The following is an 18,790-nucleotide window of genomic DNA, read 5'->3' as shown; positions in this document are numbered from 1 at the left end:
ATTCCTTGGGGGGAACACGATGAACGCTCGCTCGATGGAGGCCGCGCGGCGGCTGCCCACGCTTGCGGTGGTGGAAGACGACCGAACATTCAGAGAGGACGTGTTGTTGCCGGTGCTGGCTCATTCCGGGTTTTCCGTTTTCGGGATGGCGGGCGCGCTGGACCTGTACCGGTCGATGACGCTGCGCTCCTACGACCTGGTCCTGCTCGATGTCGGCTTGCCCGACGAGGACGGGGTCAGCATCGCGGCGCATCTGCGCAAGCTGTCGCCGCGCGTCGGGATCGTCATGTTGACCGGATACGATTCCGGCCCGGACCGGTTGCGCGGTCTGCGCGCCGGTGCGGACGCGTATCTGCCCAAGCCGGTGGACATGGAAGAGGTAGTGACGACCTTGCAGAATCTGGCGCGATGGGTGGTGCCGGAGACGAACGCCGCCGATACGCGCAGCAAGTGGCGCCTGGACGAAAAAGGCTGGTGCATCCTCACGCCGGGCGGCGTCGAGATCGAAATGAATCTGGCCGAGCGCCAGGTCATGGCGATGCTCGCCGCTGTGGCCGGCATTCCGGTGCAGCGCGAGACCCTGATCGCGAGCCTGGTCAAGAACGCCTACGACTTCGATCCGCACCGTCTGGAGATGCTGGTGCATCGCCTGCGCAAGAAATGCCAGCAGTTGGCGGAAGAAGAGCTTCCGTTGCGCGCCGTGCGCGGTGTCGGCTATGTGCTCAACTGGTAGTCGATGGCGCCGGCGCCCGGCCGGCGATGGAGCAGGCGCGGTGTGAGCGGTTTCGGGGCCCAGATGCGGTGGGTGCTGCGATGGCTGTTGCGGTCGATCGGGTCGGCGCTTGCCTTGTCCGCCCTGTGCGGCGCCGTTTCGGCGTCGTCGCTGATGCAGCCGCGCTATCGGGTCGGCGTGCACGCGTTCACCGGCGACGACGGCTTGCCGCAGGGCGGGGTGAATGCCGTGCTGCAGACCCGCGACGGCTATCTGTGGATCGGCAGCTTCGGCGGGCTGGCGCGTTTCGACGGCCTGAGCTCGAAAGTCTTCCGCGCCGATCCCTCGCTGTATGCGCCGGTGCCGAGGCTCGGCGCGCAAGCCGGGCCGGCGAGCGATCGCATCCTGGCGCTGCACGAAGACGAGCGGGGGCAATTGTGGATCGGCACCCAGGATGCCGGTTTGAGCGTGTACTGGCAGGGCACGTTCCGCCACCTGCCGGTATGCGGAGGTACCTGCCAGATCAACGCGATCATGCAGACGCCCGACCGGACCTTGTGGGTGCTCAGCAATGTCGGCCTGTTCACCCTCGACCCGTTGCGCCGGCAGCCGACCTGGATCGATTCGGAGCGTACCGGCCATACCCAGGCAGTGCGCGACCGCCACGGGCGCATCTACGTCGGCGGTGGAGAAGGCCTGTTCGTGCTGGACGGCGGACGACTGCGCCGCTTGCCGTTGCCGCCCGCGGACGGGTGGGTGCAGGTGTTGAAGACCAACGGCGACGACCTGCTGGTCGGCACCAATCGTGCGCTGTACCGCTATCGCCCCGGAACCGGGCACTGGCAGCCGTTGCACGTAGCGGGCCCCACCGCGGCCCTGCAGGACGCCGATGGCCGATGGTGGGTGGCGACGGCCTCCGGGCGCGTGTTGAGGGAAAACGCCAGCGGCGGCTGGCAAGAGATTCCGGAACTGTTCGGCCTGGGCATCGCCAGCCTGGCGCGCGACGACGAAGGCAATCTGTGGATGGGCAGCGGCAGCAAGGGGCTGTTGCGCGTGCGCAAGCCGGTGTTCGGACTGCTGCCCGCGCCGCTCGGCGGCGTCAACATGGCCGGCCGCGCGATTCTCGCCGATGGGCACGGCGGCCTGTGGCTGGGCTCGGCCTGCGGCGGGTTGCGTCACTGGCGCGGCGACGGCCGCGTGCTGCGGCAGCCGGTCCTGCGCAGCGCGGGCGACGAATGCATCACCAGCCTGGCCCCGGATCGCGATGATGCGCTCTGGGCCGGCACCGCGGAGGGCCTGTTGGTCCGCATCGCCGACGGCCGGCCGACGATCGCGGGGCGTTGGCCCGGTGGCGGCGCGATCAACGTCTGGCGACGCGACGACGCGCATTTGCTGCTCAGCTCGGGCCGTTCCCTGTTCGAACTGCGGATCGATGCGCAACGGCGTATCTCCGGACAGCGCCGCATCGAGGCGCTGCGCGACATGAGCCTCAATGCCATCGTGCCGTCGGCGCGCGGCGGCGACTGGTTCGTCGGCGACCGCGGCGTATGGCGCCTGCTCGGCGAGCGGGTGGTCGAACGCTGGACGCCGCGCGAGGGGCTGTCCTCGCGCTTCGCGCGCGCCGTGTACGAGGACCGCGCCACCGGCACGCTGTGGGTGGGTACCTACGGCGGCGGTCTGAACCGGATCCGCAACGGGCAAGTGCAGCGTTACGACAGCCGCAACGGCCTGTTCGACGATACCGTGTCGTGCATCCTGCCCGACGACCGCGGACGGCTATGGCTCGGCGGCAATCGCGGCATCAGCGTGCTGCCGATGCCGCGCGAGGCCGGCGCCAAGATCGAATCGATCGGCTATGCCGCCGGCGACGGCCTGATTCCGGCCGAGATCAACGGCGGCCATTCGACCGCATGCCATCGCGACCGCCAGGGCCGGTTGTGGTTTTCGCTGGTCGAGGGCTTCGCCGTCGTCGACCCCGGCGAGGTCCCGCCGACCGCGGCGGTGCCGCTGCGGGCGCGCATCGAGGAGGTGGCGGTCGGCGGACGCACGCAGAAGATCGCCGGGGCGTCCTTGTTCCTGGAGCCGTTCGCGCCGAGCCTGGAAATCCATTACACCGCCATCAACCTGAGCCGGCCGCGGCAGACCTACTTCCGCTTTCGCCTGCTCGGCTTCGATCGCGATTGGGTCGATGCCGGGCAGAACCGCAGCATCCTGTATCCGCTGATCCCGTGGGGCGAGCATCTGTTCGAAGTGCAGGCGCGCACCCAGGGCGGCGCCTGGTCGCCGGTGTCGGCGCGGCTGAAGATTCTCAACCAGCAGCCATGGTATCTGCGGCCGTGGGCCTTGATCCTGGCCACCGCGCTGGGCTTGCTGGTGCTGGTCGCCGCCACCCACATCGGCACCAGCCAGGACCGCGCGCCCGATTGAGCGCAGGTGCGTTGGCGTTGGCGCGGCGCTGACGATCAGGCGCCGGCGGCGCGGCGCGGCAGGGCGGGTTCCGCGGTGGCGGCCGGCGAGATCTCGCGATGGCCGGTCCTGGACGCGGCCGGCGCCGGGTCGCGGCCGGCCGCATCGCCAGGGCCGTCGTCGGCCTCCGCCAGCGGCAGACGAATGCGGATGCGGGTGCCTTCGCCGGGCGCGCTGTCGGCCTCGATAGCGCCGCCGTGATCGGCGACGAACCGGTGCACGGTGGCCATGCCGATCCCGGTGCCGCGGTCCTTGGGCTTGGTGGTGAAGAACGGCTCGAACAGGCGCGCGAGCACCTCCGGCGCCATGCCGATGCCGGTGTCCTCCAGCCGGATGCAGGCGCGATCGCCGTCGGCCTCGACCGACAGGCTGAAACGGCCGCCCTGCGGCATCGCATCGCAGGCGTTGCTGGCGACGTTCAACAGCGCCAGGACCAGCTCGTCGCGGTCGGCCCTGACCCGCAGGCCCGCCGCCGAGGTGTCCAGCGAGACCTGGATCGCGCGCGGGAACATCGGCAGGATCAGCGGCCGCACTTCTTCGATCGCCTCGGCGAGATCGAAGGTCGACAACTGCCGGGTGTGGGTGCGGCTGAAGCTGAGCAGGCGGCGGGTCAGGGTCGCGCCGCTGCGCGCGGCCTGGCGGATGCCCGGCAGCACCGCGTCGATGTCGCCGCGCCGGCCGACCGAGGTCGCATGGCCGAGGATCACGCCGAGGATGGCGTTGAAGTCGTGGGCGATGCCGGTGGAAAGCCGGCCGATGGTTTCCATCTTCTGCGTCTGCAACAGGCGCTCGTAAGCGCGCTCCTTCTCCTCCACCTGGCGCTTGAGTTCCAGGCACAGCGTATTGAGTTCCTCGCTGCGGCTGATCGCGCGCTGCGAGGACAGGATCAGGCGGTCCAGGATCGTCACCAGGACCAGGAAATTCATCCCCGACAGCAGCAGGTTGGTCGAGGCTTGCGAGGCCTGCATCGAATCGGTCGCCAGGCGCAGGTCGGTGCGGGCTCCGATCGCGAGCGCGGCGGCGTAGCCCAGCGCGGTCCACCAGGCCGCGGTCCGGCCCAGGAACAGTCCCGCCAGCAACAGCGGCAGCAGGTGGGTGATCTGCACGCCCGACTGCGAGCGCAACCCGTAGGCGTGGTAGCTCACCGTCATCAGGATCAGCCCGCCGACCACGGTCAGGCCGGTCGACAAACGGAACCGGCCGTGGCGCAGCAGATACAGGCAGGCCCAGGTGTAGCCGCTGACGATCAGCATCAGCCAGTGTTCGGTGGAGTTCGCCGGGTCCGGCGCGGCGGCGCAGGACGCGATCGCCATCAACAACGTGACCACCGCGACCACCGCGAGTATCGCCTGCAACGCCAGCGCGTTGCGCAGGTCGCGTGCCGCCCGGATCGGCAAGCGCCGCATCCAGCCGGTGAAGCCATGCCAGAGGGACGGTGAGTGTTCGCGAGCGGTCATCGGTAGCTGGATGCGAGAAAGGTGGACGGCCCGGGCGCTCGAACGGTACGACGGGTGAGTCGGCAGCCGTCGAAACCTCGGTAGCGGCGCCTCGATACGCTGCGCCCGCCCGACGCGATCAGGGCGATGCGGCGGGAAGGGGCGCGCGCCCGGATGGCGACCGCGGCCAGCCTAGCATCGCGGTTCGGCACGACGCGCGGCGCGCCCGGTTCCAGCGAGGATCTGCGACTGACATCACCGTTCACGGTGCCTCGGCGTGTCGCTGTGGCGGCCGATTTCTCACCGTCGGTGAGCATCCGGAACCGCGCCGATGGATGCCGTGGCGTATGGTCTGCGGCGCGCATCGAAAACCTCGCCCTGCGCGCTCGGGCCGATCGCATGCGCCGACGAACCCGCGATCGCAGTCGCCGCCCGCCGCTTGCTATCCCGCGACGCCGGCTCGCGCGCGAAGCGCGACCGACCGGCGCGGCGTCTTGCTGCTACCCGGCGAAAGGCAGGGCCCGGTGGCGCGCCGGTCGCGGCGCGAGCGCGGCGCCCAGGCGAATCGGTCGGCTGCGTCGCATGAAAACCGGTCGGTCGATCCGGTGCGGACGCGACGGAGATCGCGCTATGGCGCTTCACCCAGCAAGAACCGGCTGAAATTTTTCGTGAAGACTCGTGCGTGTATTCGCAGGACCCGATCACTAGTGTTTGGCACGCGACACACCTCCGGGTAACGCGGGCAAGCAGGCTTCGAAACGCGGCCGGACCGCGGCCGGATCGGAGCGGCGCATGCATCGCGCCGGCGGCGCACAGGAGGCAGTACGCGGAGGGATCGGGCAGCGGCTTCATTCGTCGCCAGGCGCGCGGCCACCGCGATCTTCGTACGACGCGATCGTCGACAGGACTTCATCCGGAACCGAACGGCGCCGCGGCCGACCGCGCGCCGGCCCCGCGATGCCTGCCGACGACTGCGCAGGCAACACCGCATCGGCTTCATCCCACGACCCATCGGATCGGCTCGCAACCGGGGAACGAGTAATGAATAAAATCTACAGCGTGGTATGGAGCCGGTCGCTCAAGCGGCTGGTGGTCGCCTCCGAACTGGCCGCGCCGCGCGGCCAAGCCGCCGGCGGAGCGAAGTCCGCGTATGCCGCGGGCGCCGTTTCCGCGGCTGCGACGGGAAGCTTGTGCGCCGGAATACTGGCGGCGCTGGCCGCGGTCGGCGCGATGGGCTGGACGTCCACCGCGCAGGCGCAGGCGGTGGACTGCAGCGGGCCGCCGTACAACTTCTACAACGGCACCGCCTCGTGCATGGGCTTCAGCTCGCGCGCGTCCGGGACCGGCGCCACCGCGCTGGGCTCGCTCGCGAACGCCGAGGTGCTAGGCGGGGTCGCGGTCGGTTATACCGCGCGCACCACCGCGCTGAACTCGATTTCGGTCGGGTTCGGGGCCTATTCCACCGGCGCCAATTCCCTCTACCTCGGCGCGCGCACCGCAGCCGGGACCGGCGCGCTGGGCGGCGGCTCGATCGCCATCGGCACCGACGTGACCTCCAACGCCGACGGCTCGATCGCCATCGGCACCGTGTCGCGTGCGACCGGAGTGGTCGCCATGTCCTTCGGCGACAACTCGACCGCGGCCGGACTGCGCAGCGTCGCCATGGGCTACTTCGCGAACGCCGCGGTGCTGGACACCATCGCCCAAGGCACCGGCGCCTTCGCCGGCGGCCAGAACGCCGTCGCGATCGGCTTCCAGTCGATCGCCTCCAATCTCAACTCGCTGTACCTGGGCTCGCGCACCGTCGCGGGCACCGGATCCACCGGCTTCGGCGCCATCGCCATCGGCACCGACGTCACCGCCTCTCAGCAGTACGCCATCGCGATGGGACGGCTGAGCGCGGCCACCGGCGTCGACTCGGCCGCGATCGGGCCGAGCGCGCGCGCCACCGCACTGAGTTCGCTCGCATTCGGCGCGCAGGCCAACGCCTCGGCGCAGACCGCGATCGCGGTCGGCCTGAATGCGGCCGCGTCGGGCATGGGCTCGATGGCGCTGGGCGGCGGCACGGTCGCCAACAACATCAATGCCGTCGCGCTCGGCGCCAGCGCCAGCGCCACCGGAGCCGGCGCGAGCGCCCTGGGCAACTTGTCCAGCGCCACCGGCGGCAACGCCACCGCGGTCGGCGTCAGCGCCACCGCGGGCGGCAACTACGCCTTCGCCACCGGCTGGGGCGCCAACGCCAGCGCGGACAACGCCATCGCCGCCGGCCGCAGTGCGACCGCCAATTCGGCCGACGCGGTCGCGATCGGCACCAATTCGACCGCCACCGGCGGCCGCGCTGTCGCGATCGGCGCCGGCAACTTCGCCAGCGGCAACGGCGCGGTGGCGATCGGCGATCCGAACACCGCCACCGGCAACGGCGCGATCGCGCAAGGCCTGGACAACACCGCGACCGGCAACGGCACGGTGGCGATGGGCAACACCAACATGGTCGGCGGCGGCGGCCAGGCGGTGGGCGTGGCCGGCGTCGCCGCGCAGGGCGCGGTCGGCATCGGCTTCCAGAACACCGTGGTCGGCCAGGGCAGCGTCGCCATCGGCCACACCAGCCGCGCGCTGGCGGCCGGCGCGGTGGCCTTCGGCGACAGCGCGGTGGCCAACAACGCGCGCGACGTGGCGCTGGGCTCGGGTTCGACGACGGCAGTCGCGGTCGCGACCCCGAACGCAACGATCGATGGGGTGACCTACAACTTCGCTGGCGTGGCCCCGACCAGCACGGTCAGCGTCGGCACGGCCGGCAACGAACGCACCTTGACCCACCTTGCGGCGGGACGGATCTCCGGCGCCTCGACCGATGCGATCAACGGCTCGCAACTGTACGCGACCAACCAGGCGATCGAGGCGGTGGCGACCACCGCCGGCGCCGGCTGGAACCTCAGCGCGCAAGGCGCCAACGCCAGCAACGTGGCGCCGGGCGAAGCCGTCGACCTGCGCAACAGCGACGGCAACATCGTGGTCTCGAAGAGCGCGGCCGACGATAACGTCAATTTCGACCTCGCCGACAACATCACCGTCGACAGCGTCACCGCCGGCAACACGCTGCTCAACAGCAACGGCCTGACCATCACCGGCGGCCCCAGCATCACCAGCACCGGGATCGATGCCGGCGGCCTGATCATCGGCAACGTCGCCCCGGGCGTGGCCGGCACCGATGCGGTCAACGTCAGCCAGCTGACCGATGCGACCAGCGCCGTGCGCACGCACTACTACAGCGTCAACGACAACGGCGCGATCGGCGGCAATTACAACAACGACGGCGCCTCAGGCATCAATGCCCTGGCCGCGGGCGTCGGCGCGGTGGCCGGCGCCGATGCGGCCACCGCGGTGGGCTTCGGCGCGACCGCCGCCGCCCAGGCCGGCGACGTCGCCCTGGGCTCGGGCTCGGTCAGCGACACCGTGGTGGCGACCGCCGGCGACAACATCGATGGCGTCGCCTACAGCTACGCCGGCATCGCGCCGACCAGCACGGTCAGCGTCGGCGCGGCCGGCGCCGAGCGCACCATCACCCACGTCGCGGCCGGACGAGTGTCGTCGGGTTCCACCGATGCGATCAACGGCTCGCAGTTGTTCGCGACCAACCAGGCGGTGGGCGCGCTCGGCGGCAACCTCGACCAACTCGGCAACAGCACCGCGGCCTCGCTCGGCGGCAGCTCGGTCTACAACCCGGTCACCCACACCGTGACCGCCGGGCTCGCGGTGGGCGGCAATACCTACAACAACGTGCAGGACGCGCTGACCCAGATCAACGACAGCGCGAGCGCCGGCTGGAACATCGCCGCCGGCGGCAACGGCGGCAACATCGGCCCGGGCGAAACCCTGACCGTGGCCGCCGGCAGCAACGCGACGGTCGCCTACGACGACGGCACCGGCACCCTGACCGTCGGCGTGGTGCCGGACCCGAGCTTCAACAGCGTGGTGGTCGGCAACACCACGATCACCACCAACGGCCTGACCATCGCCGGCGGCCCCAGCATCACCAACGTCGGCATCAATGCCGGCGGCACCACCATCACCAACGTGGCGGCCGCCATCAACGGCGGCGATGCGGTGAACCTGGACCAGCTGAACCAGGCGATCACCGCCGGCGCCACCCATTACTACAGCGTCAACGACGGCGGCGTCGCCGGCGGCAACTACGCCAACAACGGCGCCACCGCGGCCGGCGCCATCGCCTCGGGCGTCAACGCCAGCGCCACCGCCACCAATGCGGTGGCGATGGGCACCGGCGCCACCGCCGGCGACGCCAACAGCGTCGCGCTCGGCGCGGGCTCGACCACCGCCGCGGCGGTCGGCACCGCCAGCGCCACCATCGCCGGCACGACCTACAACTTCGCCGGCGCCGCGCCGGTCGGTACGGTCAGCGTCGGCGGCGTCGGCGCCGAACGCACCCTCACCAACGTCGCCGCGGGACGACTGTCGGAGACCTCGACCGACGCGGTCAACGGCTCGCAGCTGCACGCGACCAATCAGGCGGTCAACGCGCTCGACGGCCGGGTCACCAATGTCGAGGGCGACATCGCCAATCTGAGCGGGACCGTCAACGGGTTCGACGGCCGCATCACCCAGGTCGAAGGCAACGTCGCCAACCTGACCAACACCGTCAACAGCTTCGACGGCCGCATCACCGGCGTGCAGAACGGCTCCGACGGCATGTTCCAGGTCAGCCAGGAGGATGCGGTGGTCAAGCCGCGGCCCACCGGCGCCAACTCGTCGGCTGGCGGCGACGGCGCGGTCGCGAGCGGCAACAATGCGCTCGCGGTCGGCAACCAGAGCACGGCCAGCGCCAGCGGCAGCACCGCGATCGGCACCGGCGCGACCGCGATCCACGCCAACAGCGTCGCGCTCGGCACCGGGTCGGCCACCACGGTCGGCGCGCAGCGCGGCTACAACGCCGCCTACGTGGGCAGCAGCAACTCCAGCGGCGAGGTCAACATGGGCGGACGCACCCTGACCGGCGTGGCGCCCGGCATCGCCGGCACCGATGCGGTCAACGTCAGCCAGCTCAACGCCGGCGTCAACCACGCCGTCGATCAGTCCAAGGCTTATACCGACGCGCGCTTCGAGCAGTTCGACAACGACGTGTGGGCGCTGCGCAAGGACTTCCGCGCCGGCACTTCCTCGGCGATGGCGATGGCGGGCTTGCCGCAGGCCTATCTGCCGGGCAAGAGCATGCTCGCGGTGGCGGCCGGCGGTTATCAGGGCGAATACGGCATGGCGGTCGGCCTGTCCGGCATCACCGAGAACGGCCGCTGGGTCTACAAGGCCCAGGCCAGCGGCAACACCGCGCGCGACTGGGGCTTCTCGGTCGGCGCCGGCATCCAGTGGTGAGGCCGTGCGCGCTCCGCTTCCGGGCGGGGCGCGCCATCCGTGGGGCGAGCGGCCGAACGCCGCTTCGCCGCTGATCCGAAACGAATCAGAACGCTGTCCGGCAGCGCGGACCGATCCGCGCCCGACGATGGCCATCCGTCAAAGCGAGGAATCACCTATGCAAGCCAAACGGTTCGCTGGCGTCGCGATCGTCTGCAGCGTCGCGATGGGACTGCTGTCCGCATGCGGCACCCGCCATGTCAGCCGCGACATTTCCGCCGAGGGCGTACCCGGCGAGGTGGTGTTCCCGGCGCTCGATCGCGCGGTCCTCAAGGAGGGCACGTTTCCGAATCTGGACGATCTGCGCCAGGTCGCGCCGGGCGTCAGCAAGGAGCAGCTCTATCACCTGCTGGGGCGTCCGCACTTTCGCGAAGGCTATGCCGGCGTGCGCGAGTGGGACTACCTGTTTCACTTCCGCCGCGACGGCGGCGTGACCACCTGCCAGTACAAGATCGTGTTCGACCAGGACTATCTGGCGCGCAGCTTCTACTGGCTGCCGGAAGGTTGCGGCGATGTGCTGCGCGAGCCGCCCGCGGCGGTCCCGGCGCCGACGGCCGCGGCCACGCCGCGCCGTTTCAGCCTGTCCGCCGATACCTTGTTCGCGTTCGGCCGCGCCGGGGCCGACGACGTGCAGCCGGACGGCCGCGCCGAACTGGCGCGCGTCGCCAAGACCCTGCGCGAGGCCAAGGACCTGAGCAAGGTGCGGGTGATCGGGCATACCGACCGCATCGGCAGCGACTCGGCCAACCGCGCGTTGTCGCGCCAACGCGCCGAAACGGTGCGCCGGCTGCTGATCGACGAAGGCGTGCCGGCGCAGCGTATCTCCGCGGAAGGCCGCGGCGAGTCGGAGCCGGTGATCGACCACTGCGACGAGGCGCAGGGCCGCGCCGCCCTGATCGCCTGCCTGCAACCCAACCGTCGCGTCGAGATTTCGGCCGACCTGGAGCAGTAAACGGACGCGGCGGCCAGCGCCGTCGCACCGTTGCCGCCTCCGACCTGACGCACCGCAAAGATCGAGATCGACCCATGAAACGCTATTTGTTGACGATGGCCGTCGGCCTGCACCTGCTGTCCACGACCGCGCTCGCCCAGGCCCCGGCGCAAGCGCAGCGGCCGGCGCCGGCCGCGCAGGCGGCCGCCGCGCGCGACATCGACCCGAACACCCTGGCCAATACCGCCCTGCAACTGCTGCAGGCGATCGACCGCGACCAGGCCGGCGCGCTCTGGGACGCCTCGTCGAACGTGACCAAGCGCTCGGCCAAGCGCGAGGACTTCGTCGGCTACGTCGGCAGGACCCGCAAGCCGCTCGGCGCCGCCGGTTCGCGTAGCTGGATCAGCGTGCGGCGCGAAGTGATCGGCGAAGGCGCCCAAATGCCGCCGGGGCTGTACGCCAGCATCGAGTTCTCCAGCCAGTTCCAGGGCAAGCGGACCGCGAAGGAACTGATCTCGCTGCGCCGGGACGAAGACGGCCTGTGGCGGTTCTCGGGCTATGTGATCCAGTGATGGAATCTTTCGGGGCGCTTAGCGGCTGGTCGTGCGCCCTATACTCTGCTTCGCTTGAAACATCGCTCTTCGAGCGGATCAAGGCGCTACAGAAGCAGGCGCGAGCGCCGATGACGACATGGCCACAAGAACGGAGGCTCTGCAACAAGTACGCAGCCTGCTCGAAGCAGTGCCGGGCATAGCAACATCGAGCAGCGCCTTGGATCGGGAATGCGCGCGCATCACGGTATCGGTGTCCGGCGCGGCGGCGGTCGACACGCTCCGAAGACGCGCCCTGTCGGCGATTGCTCGCGTTTCTCCCTGGATAGAGCGACCCGCTGATGACGATGAGCTGCAGCAGGTGATCGTAGCGAGTATGTCTGCGCGCGACGGCCTGATCTGTGGAGAGTTGCAGATGCTGGGCGTCCGCCTCGCCTGGCATCTCCATACGGCTGGAATACTCGACGACGACAGCGCGAATGCTTTGCTCCGGCGGTGGAACGTCGCGCCCGTCGGTGCCTGACGGCGACTCCGGCTGGTTGCGGCCGCCGGAAGCCGCTGGACCCGCATAACCGCCGACCGCCATGCCGGAGCGGCTCAACGCGCGGCAACGCACCCCCCCTGAACGCCTGTCCAGGCGACGGCACGCATCATCATGAACCGGCTGAATCAAGCGCCGGCGCGGCCTTCAGGGCTCCGGGCCTGCCATCCCTGGCGGCTTGTCAAGCGGTGGGGCGTTTCCAATTACGTGTAAAATGGCGATCTTTTAGCCAGTAGTAATGATGGAAGCACCCCGACGGGCGACGGTACGTGGCCCGACGTTCATCCGCTCGCTCGCTCGCCTGACGGCTGCAGACCTTCCCCAGCCCACGCGATCGTTGTCGGATCAACTGAGTCTTTGGATCGATTGGACTCACGCGGTGGCGTTGTCCACTGCGCTCGACCGCCAGCCCGCGGCGGGCGTTCTCGACGAACGGACCCTGAGCAGCCTCGACGAGCACGAGTGCGCGCGCGTGCGCGGCGCCTTGGCCGAGGCCATCGCCGGCGACCGTGCGTTCTCGGCCCGGCCGAGAGGGCCCGGGCTGTCCGCGGCCGAGCAGGCGTTCGCCGAGGAAAGCCTGGAGTACCCGTTCTATCGCCAGCGTTACCTGGCGATGCAGCAGGGAATCGAGGCCGGCGTCGGCCGCTTGCGCGAGCGTCTGCGCGCGAGGCTGGCGCTGCGCAACGACGGCCTGGAACGGCTCGCGGCGGTGGATACGGTAATGGAGCGGGCGCTGAGCCGGCGCGAGCGGACCTTGTGGTCGGCCGGGCCGGTCCTGCTTGGCCAGCACTTCGAGCGTCTGCGCGAAACGGCACGGCCCAGTGCCGACGTGTCCAACTGCGAGGGATCGGCGTCCGAGGGGCCTGCCCGCGCAGGGCCGATCTCCGAAAGGCCGGTCTTCGACAGGCCGATCTCCGATCGACCGACGGCGGTTTCCGATGCCTGGCTGGAAGTGTTCCGCAACGACATGCGCACGGTGCTGCTCGCCGAGCTGGATGTTCGCCTACAACCTGCGCAGGGCCTGCTGGCCGCCCTCAGTACCGTTCCACATGGATAACATGTTCAGAAATTCGCTCTATTTCGCTGTCTTTCTCGCCGGTTTGCTGGCCGTGGTCTGGGTCGGCGCCGGCTATGTCGGTTCGAATGCGCTGGCGCTGTCGGTCGCCTTGTTGATCGCCGCCTGCTATGTCGCCGGCGGTCTCGAGCTGTACCGCTATCGGCAGGCCACCGCCACGCTCGCACATGCGGTCGCCGGCCTGTCGGCGCCGCCGTCCAGCCTCGGCGGCTGGATCGCGCAGTTGCATCCTTCGCTGCGCAACGCCGCGCGCTTGCGCGTCGAGGGCGAGCGCGCGGCCCTGCCGGCGCCGGCGCTGACGCCGTATCTGGTCGGCCTGCTGGTGTTGCTGGGCATGCTGGGCACCTTGCTCGGCATGATGACGACCCTGCGCGGCACCGGCATGGCGCTGGAAAGCGCGACCGACCTGCAGGCGATCCGCGACTCGATCGCCGCGCCGGTCACCGGCCTGGCGTTCGCGTTCGGCACCTCGATCGCGGGTGTCGCCGCCTCGGCGATGCTCGGCCTGTTGTCGGCACTGTGCCGGCGCGAACGCAGCGAAGCGGTGCAAGGCCTGGACCTCGCCATCGCGACCACCTTGCGCAGTCATTCGCAGGTGCATCAGCGCGAGGAAGCCTTCAGGCTGCTGCAACGCCAGACCGAGACGATGCCGGCTCTGGTCGATCGCCTGCAGGCGATGACGGCGGCGATCGAGCAGCACAGTCTGCTCGCGCACGAGCGCCAGCTCGCCGGCCAGGAGGCGTTCCATGCCAAGACCGAAACCGCGTATGCCCGCCTGGCGACCTCGATGGAGCAGGCGTTGAAGCAGAGCATCGACCAAAGCCTGCGCGCCAACAGCGCGGCGCTGCAGCCGGTCGTCGACACCGCGCTGGCGGCGATCGCGCGCGAGACCGCAGCGATGGCGGCGATCGAGCAACAGAGCCTGAGCGCGCACGAGCGGCAGCTCGCAGCGCAGGACGCCTTCCACGCCCGGACCGAAGCGGCCTATGCGCGCCTGGCGGCGTCGGTGGAGCAGTCGCTGAAGAACAGCATCGACGAAAGCCTGCGCGCCACGAGCACCGCGCTGAAGCCGGTCGTGGAAACCACGATGGCGGCGATCGCGCGCGAGACCGGCGCGCTGCACCGAAGCTTGACCCGCGAGACCGGCCTGCTGCACGAAACCGTGACCCGCGAGACCGGCGCGTTGCGCGAGAGCGTCGGCGATGCCGTGCAGAAGCAGGTGGACGGGTTGTCGACAGGCTTCGCCGCGGCCGCCGCCGCGGCCGCAGCCAGCTGGAACCAGGCGCTGGCCGAACAACGGCAATCCAATGAGGCTTTGATCGAAGACCTCGGCACCACCCTGCAAGGCTTCGGCAGCCGCTTCGACGAAGGCGCCGCCGGCCTGCTGGAACGCCTGTCGGCGCGCTTCGACGCCAGCACCGGCCAGGCCGCGGACGCCTGGAAGCAGGCCTTGTCGCAGCAGCTCAGCGCCAACGACGAGATGGCCACGCGCAATCAGCAGGCGCTGGTCGCCGCCGCGTCGGCGTTCGAGGGCCATGCCGCCTCGCTGGTCGGTGGCTTGCAGGACTCGCATGTGCAGCTGCAGGCGGCGCTCGAATCGCGCGATCAGCAGCGCCTGGCGGCCTGGGCCGAGCACTTCGGTGCGATGACCGCCGCCCTAGACGAGCGTTGGCGGCACACCGGCGAGCAGGTCGCGAGCCGGCAGCAGGAAATCTGCGACACGCTGGCGCGCACCGCGCAGGAGATTTCGACGCGGACCCAGGCCCAGGCCCGGGACACGATCGCCGAGATCGCGCGCCTGGTCGACGCCGCCGCGGAAGCGCCGAAAGCCGCGGCCGAAGTCGTCGCCGAGCTGCGCCAGAAACTGTCCGACAGCATGGTCCGCGACACCGCCATGCTGGACGAGCGCAATCGTCTGCTGGCGACCCTGGAAACCCTGCTCGACGCGGTCAACCATGCCTCCACCGAGCAACGCACCGCGGTCGACGCGCTGGTGGCGACCTCGGCGGATCTGCTCGATCGGGTCGGCACCCGCTTCACCGACCACATCGAGGCCGAGACCGGCAAGCTCGGCTCGGTCGGCGCGCAGATCGCCGCGGGCGCGGTCGAGGTGGCCAGCCTCGGCGATGCCTTCGGCGCGGCCGTGCAGCAGTTCGGCGAATCCAACGAGAAACTCGCCGATCGCCTGCACGGCATCGAAACCGCGCTCGACAAGTCGCTCGCGCGCAGCGACGAGCAACTGGCCTATTACGTGGCCCAGGCCAAGGAAGTCGTCGACCTGAGTATGCTCGCGCAGAAGCAGATCATCGACGACCTGCAGCAGCTCGCCGAGCGCCGGGCTTCGGTCGGAGCGCAGGCGGCATGAGCGCGGAGATCGACGGCGACGCCGAATCCGGCGCGCCGATCTGGGCCGCGTTCGGCGACCTGATGTCGGTGCTGGTCGGTGTGTTCGTGCTGATCCTGGTCGGGGTGATCGGCGTGCAACTGCAGCTTTCCAGCCAACTCGGCGAGGAAGTGAAGCAGCGCCGGCTCGAGGCGCAGCGCCGCAAGACCCTGGAGCAGGCGCTGGCGGTCCCGCTGGCGGCTGGCCGGGTGACCTTGATCAACGGCCGCATCGGCATCAGCGGCAGCGTGCTGTTCGCGCTGAACTCCGAACACCTGCAGCCGGAAGGCCGCGAACTGTTGAAGACCCTCGCCGGCCCGCTGTCGGACTACCTGCGATCGCGCGACGAGATCCTGATGGTGAGCGGCTTCACCGACGACCGCCAGGTGCGCGACGGCAACCGCCAGTTCGCCGACAACTGGGAACTGTCGGCGCGTCGGGCGCTGACCGTCACCCGCACCCTGATCGCCGAGGGCGTGCCTGCCTCGTCGGTGTTCGCCGCCGCGTTCGGTTCCGAGCAGCCGGTCAGTTCGAACGCGCGGGAAGAGGGGCGCGCCAAGAACCGGCGCGTGGAGATCGCGCCGATCCCCAAGCCGTCCAAGGCCGGTTGAACCGACGTGAGCGGTAATCCGACCCAGGCCCGGGCCCTGCTCGATGCATGGCGCACCCAGGGCGCCGACCGCATGAGCCCGGTGCGTTTTCATCGCATCGACGCACTGGCGCGACGGGCCGCCGCCCACGAGGGCGAAGTGCGGCGCCTGCTCGACGGGCGGCTGGCCGAACTGATTGGCGGCTACGCCGGCGACCTCGAACGCGCTGCCTCCCAAAACGAAGTTGCCGCTGCCGGGCCGGCCGGTGCCGGTGCCGGTGTCGGGCTGGGCGGGCTGGTCGACTACATCGCCTCGCAGGCCGCGCAGCGCGACGCCGCCGCGGGCCGCTTGGCCGCGCCGGCCGCGTTTCCGGAACTGGTCGCGCTCGCCGAGTTTCGCGCGCTGTGGTCGAAGCTCCGCATGGAGAGCCAGTTGCGGCAGTCGCTGGAGCAATCGTCGGACGATGCCGGCCCGCTCAATTCCGGCCGGCTCGTGCAGCGCTCGCTGACCCTGATGAGCGAACTGTCGCCGGGGTATCTGCAGCAATTCCTGTCCTACGTCGATACGTTGGCCTGGATCGAGTCGATCAACGACGGCGGCCTGCTGGCGCTGGACGACAGCGCGCGCGCCAGCAGCCCCGGCAAGCGGACTCGCGAGAAGCCGCGCAAGCGTCGCGAGTAAGCGCGCTGGCATCGCGTCAGGCTTGCGCCGATGTGGCCCGCGGCCCGACAGGGCAACTCGCGGCGTGGGCCGAGGTCGTGGATGCGCTGACACACCAATACCGGTGTCGTCCATCGGAGCGGGGTGCTCTCGCAGGGTAGGAGCGGCGCAAGGCGCGACATCGCTGTGATGGTTTCGCTGCGCCTCTCAAGCAAGATCAGGATCAAGATCAAACCCAAAGCTTCCGGCACTGAAGCGGCGGGTTACTTTCTTTTGACTGAAGCAACAAAAGAAAGGTAACCAAAAAAGTTGCTTTTCTTTGAATCAAGGGCCGGCACGAACGGTGCCGACGCGGTGATTTTTCATACGGGACATCCCTGTCCCGATGAAAAACGGCGCGCATCCCTGCGCGCCGCCCTTCGGGTCTTCTAGGGCCTTCGCGAGTCTCAGGCGACGCAAAGCCAAGGCCACGAGCAGGTATCGGATAGCGGCGACGCCGTCCCTGTAGGAGCGGCGTGAGCCGCGACCATGGGACGCGCAGAGATAGCGAGGCCGTCGCCGTTCGCCGAAGCGGCGTGCTTACGCCCGGTAGGAGCGGCGCAAGCCGCGACATCGCTGCGGCAGCCTCGCGGCGCACGCTTCAGTAAGGAGCTGGATCAAGATCAAACCCAAAGCTTCCGCCACTGAAGCGGCGGGTTACTTTCTTTTGTCTAAAGCAACAAAAGAAAGGTAACCAAAGAAGTTGCTTTGTTTTGAATCACAGGCCCGCACGAGCGGTGCTTGCGCAGGCATTTTTCATGCGGGACCTCCCTGTCCCGATAAAAAACGGCGCGCATCCCTGCGCGCCGCCCTTCGGGTCTTCTAGGGCCTTCGCGAGTCTCAGGCGACGCAAAGCCAAGGCCACGAGCAGGAAATCGGATAGCGGCGACGCCATCCCTGTAGGAGCGGTGTGAGCCGCGACCATGGGACGCGCAGAGATAGCGAGGCCGTCGCCGTTCGCCGAAGCGGCGTGCTTACGCCGGGTAGGAGCGGCGCAAGCCGCGACCGCGAATCTGCGGTTGGCGGCGCAGGTAGTCGAGGTCGCGCGGTCGCGGCTTACGCCGCTCCTACAGGACTTTCGGTCGGCCTCGCCGCAAGAGTGGGCGTCGCGGTCGCGACTTGCGTCGCTCCTACCCAGAGCCCAGAGCCCCAGAGCCCAGAGCCCCAGAGCCCAGAGCCCCAGAGCCCCTAGCGAGAGCCGCGCGAACGTGTCAAATCCAAGTCGATGAAGACTCAGGCCAAACGCAGAGCATTTACAGCAACGACGGCCGCACGGCCGCCGACGGCATCAGCTCAAGGCTGGGCCAATTCCACGAACCCCAGCATTTCGCCGGCGCGCGGCTGCAGGCGCACGACGCGCAGCGAACCGCTGTCGAGGCTCAGCTCGCCATCGCGGGCGATCTCGTGGCGGTCGACCTTGGCGGTCTCGACCACGTCGCGCGGGTGCAGCTTCGGCCAGGTCTCAATGATGACGTTGTCGCGGTCGAGGGCGACGATCCGCAGGGCCTGTTCGCCGATGACCAGTTCGCCCCCTTCGACCAGGATCAGCGACTTGGCCGCCGGGGCATCGATGCCCGGGGCGCTGAACTCGACCAGCGAGACATTGTCGCGCTGACCGTCGTTGGCGACGTCCTGCACGCGCAGGAAACCGCCGGCCACCGGGAACACGTCCGAACGCTTCAACTTGAGCTTGCCGAGCCAGCGCTTGTCTTCGCTCCATACGTCCAAGCGCACGTCCTGGCGGTCGAAGACGTTGACCAGACCGAGTCGCGTGGTGCTGTGCTTGGCGGTGCGGCCCTGGATGATCTGGATGCTGTCGCTCATGCTGGCTCCTGCCTTCTTGGCGGCGTGTGGATGCTGGTGCGCGTCGACGCGGGATAACAGCGCCAGACCCAGGATCGCGGCCGTGGCGGCCAGGAAAAGTCTGTTGTTCATCTGCGTGATCGCCTGGATGGGAACGGCCCGGGCATGTAAGCACCTGG

Annotated in this window: 12 protein-coding genes; 10 read left to right on the top strand and 2 right to left on the bottom strand. The window is 69.5% G+C overall.

Going from position 1 to position 18,790, the window contains the following annotated elements; translation table 11 throughout:
* Window positions 1-19: 19 nt before the first annotated feature.
* Entirely contained in the window at window positions 20-733 is a 714-nt protein-coding gene (locus tag AC6CH2_RS06530; RefSeq protein ID WP_498268500.1) for a response regulator transcription factor, read from the top strand.
* Window positions 734-847: 114 nt separating this feature from the next.
* Complete coding sequence (locus AC6CH2_RS06525) at window positions 848-3,139, top strand: ligand-binding sensor domain-containing protein (protein ID WP_498268499.1); 2,292 nt, start codon at window positions 848-850, stop codon at window positions 3,137-3,139.
* A gap of 35 nt (window positions 3,140-3,174) precedes the next feature.
* Here the strand turns inward: AC6CH2_RS06525 and AC6CH2_RS06520 are convergent, their stop codons facing one another.
* Complete coding sequence (locus tag AC6CH2_RS06520) at window positions 3,175-4,635, bottom strand: sensor histidine kinase (protein ID WP_498268498.1); 1,461 nt, start codon at window positions 4,633-4,635, stop codon at window positions 3,175-3,177.
* Between the two features lie 1,020 nt (window positions 4,636-5,655).
* Between AC6CH2_RS06520 and AC6CH2_RS06515 the strand changes: the two genes are divergently transcribed.
* The 8 genes from AC6CH2_RS06515 to AC6CH2_RS06480 all read left to right on the top strand — a co-directional run bounded on the left by AC6CH2_RS06515 (window position 5,656) and on the right by AC6CH2_RS06480 (window position 16,790).
* Entirely contained in the window at window positions 5,656-9,999 is a 4,344-nt protein-coding gene (locus AC6CH2_RS06515; protein WP_498268497.1) for a YadA-like family protein, read from the top strand.
* 157 nt (window positions 10,000-10,156) lie between these two features.
* The gene (locus tag AC6CH2_RS06510) at window positions 10,157-10,990 is read left to right on the top strand and encodes an outer membrane protein assembly factor BamE (RefSeq protein WP_498268496.1); all 834 of its coding nucleotides are present in this window, start codon (window positions 10,157-10,159) and stop codon (window positions 10,988-10,990) included.
* Between the two features lie 74 nt (window positions 10,991-11,064).
* The gene (locus tag AC6CH2_RS06505) at window positions 11,065-11,541 is read left to right on the top strand and encodes a DUF4019 domain-containing protein (protein WP_498268495.1); all 477 of its coding nucleotides are present in this window, start codon (window positions 11,065-11,067) and stop codon (window positions 11,539-11,541) included.
* Between the two features lie 118 nt (window positions 11,542-11,659).
* Window positions 11,660-12,043, top strand: a complete 384-nt coding sequence (locus AC6CH2_RS06500) for a hypothetical protein (protein WP_498268494.1) — start codon at window positions 11,660-11,662, stop codon at window positions 12,041-12,043.
* A 256-nt stretch (window positions 12,044-12,299) separates the two neighbouring features.
* The gene (locus AC6CH2_RS06495) at window positions 12,300-13,118 is read left to right on the top strand and encodes a DUF3348 domain-containing protein (protein WP_498268493.1); all 819 of its coding nucleotides are present in this window, start codon (window positions 12,300-12,302) and stop codon (window positions 13,116-13,118) included.
* 1 nt (window position 13,119) lies between these two features.
* On the top strand, window positions 13,120-15,501 hold the full coding sequence (locus tag AC6CH2_RS06490; RefSeq protein WP_498268492.1) for a DUF802 domain-containing protein: 2,382 nt from the start codon (window positions 13,120-13,122) through the stop codon (window positions 15,499-15,501).
* Complete coding sequence (locus AC6CH2_RS06485; protein WP_498268491.1) at window positions 15,498-16,130, top strand: OmpA family protein; 633 nt, start codon at window positions 15,498-15,500, stop codon at window positions 16,128-16,130. The genes AC6CH2_RS06490 and AC6CH2_RS06485 overlap by 4 nt, the downstream gene beginning before the upstream one ends.
* A 6-nt stretch (window positions 16,131-16,136) precedes the next feature.
* Complete coding sequence (locus AC6CH2_RS06480) at window positions 16,137-16,790, top strand: DUF2894 domain-containing protein (RefSeq protein ID WP_498268490.1); 654 nt, start codon at window positions 16,137-16,139, stop codon at window positions 16,788-16,790.
* Between the two features lie 1,311 nt (window positions 16,791-18,101).
* On the opposite strand, the gene AC6CH2_RS06475 is transcribed toward AC6CH2_RS06480, so the two are convergent.
* Complete coding sequence (locus AC6CH2_RS06475; RefSeq protein ID WP_498268489.1) at window positions 18,102-18,743, bottom strand: hypothetical protein; 642 nt, start codon at window positions 18,741-18,743, stop codon at window positions 18,102-18,104.
* Window positions 18,744-18,790 lie beyond the last annotated feature (47 nt).

The organism is Lysobacter sp. GQ73 (assembly GCF_059758755.1).
The sequence above is the reverse complement of the archived record's forward strand: the minus strand, read 5'-3'. Positions and strand labels throughout refer to the sequence as shown.

Bases quoted from the DNA above. Each gene is read 5' to 3' on its own strand.
- AC6CH2_RS06530 (WP_498268500.1), top strand. From the start codon at position 20: ATGAACGCTCGCTCGATGGAGGCCGCGCGGCGGCTGCCCACGCTTGCG.
- AC6CH2_RS06520 (WP_498268498.1), bottom strand. From the start codon at position 4,635: ATGACCGCTCGCGAACACTCACCGTCCCTCTGGCATGGCTTCACCGGC.
- AC6CH2_RS06515 (WP_498268497.1), top strand. From the start codon at position 5,656: ATGAATAAAATCTACAGCGTGGTATGGAGCCGGTCGCTCAAGCGGCTG.
- AC6CH2_RS06510 (WP_498268496.1), top strand. From the start codon at position 10,157: ATGCAAGCCAAACGGTTCGCTGGCGTCGCGATCGTCTGCAGCGTCGCG.
- AC6CH2_RS06505 (WP_498268495.1), top strand. From the start codon at position 11,065: ATGAAACGCTATTTGTTGACGATGGCCGTCGGCCTGCACCTGCTGTCC.
- AC6CH2_RS06500 (WP_498268494.1), top strand. From the start codon at position 11,660: ATGGCCACAAGAACGGAGGCTCTGCAACAAGTACGCAGCCTGCTCGAA.
- AC6CH2_RS06495 (WP_498268493.1), top strand. From the start codon at position 12,300: ATGATGGAAGCACCCCGACGGGCGACGGTACGTGGCCCGACGTTCATC.
- AC6CH2_RS06490 (WP_498268492.1), top strand. From the start codon at position 13,120: ATGTTCAGAAATTCGCTCTATTTCGCTGTCTTTCTCGCCGGTTTGCTG.
- AC6CH2_RS06485 (WP_498268491.1), top strand. From the start codon at position 15,498: ATGAGCGCGGAGATCGACGGCGACGCCGAATCCGGCGCGCCGATCTGG.
- AC6CH2_RS06475 (WP_498268489.1), bottom strand. From the start codon at position 18,743: ATGAACAACAGACTTTTCCTGGCCGCCACGGCCGCGATCCTGGGTCTG.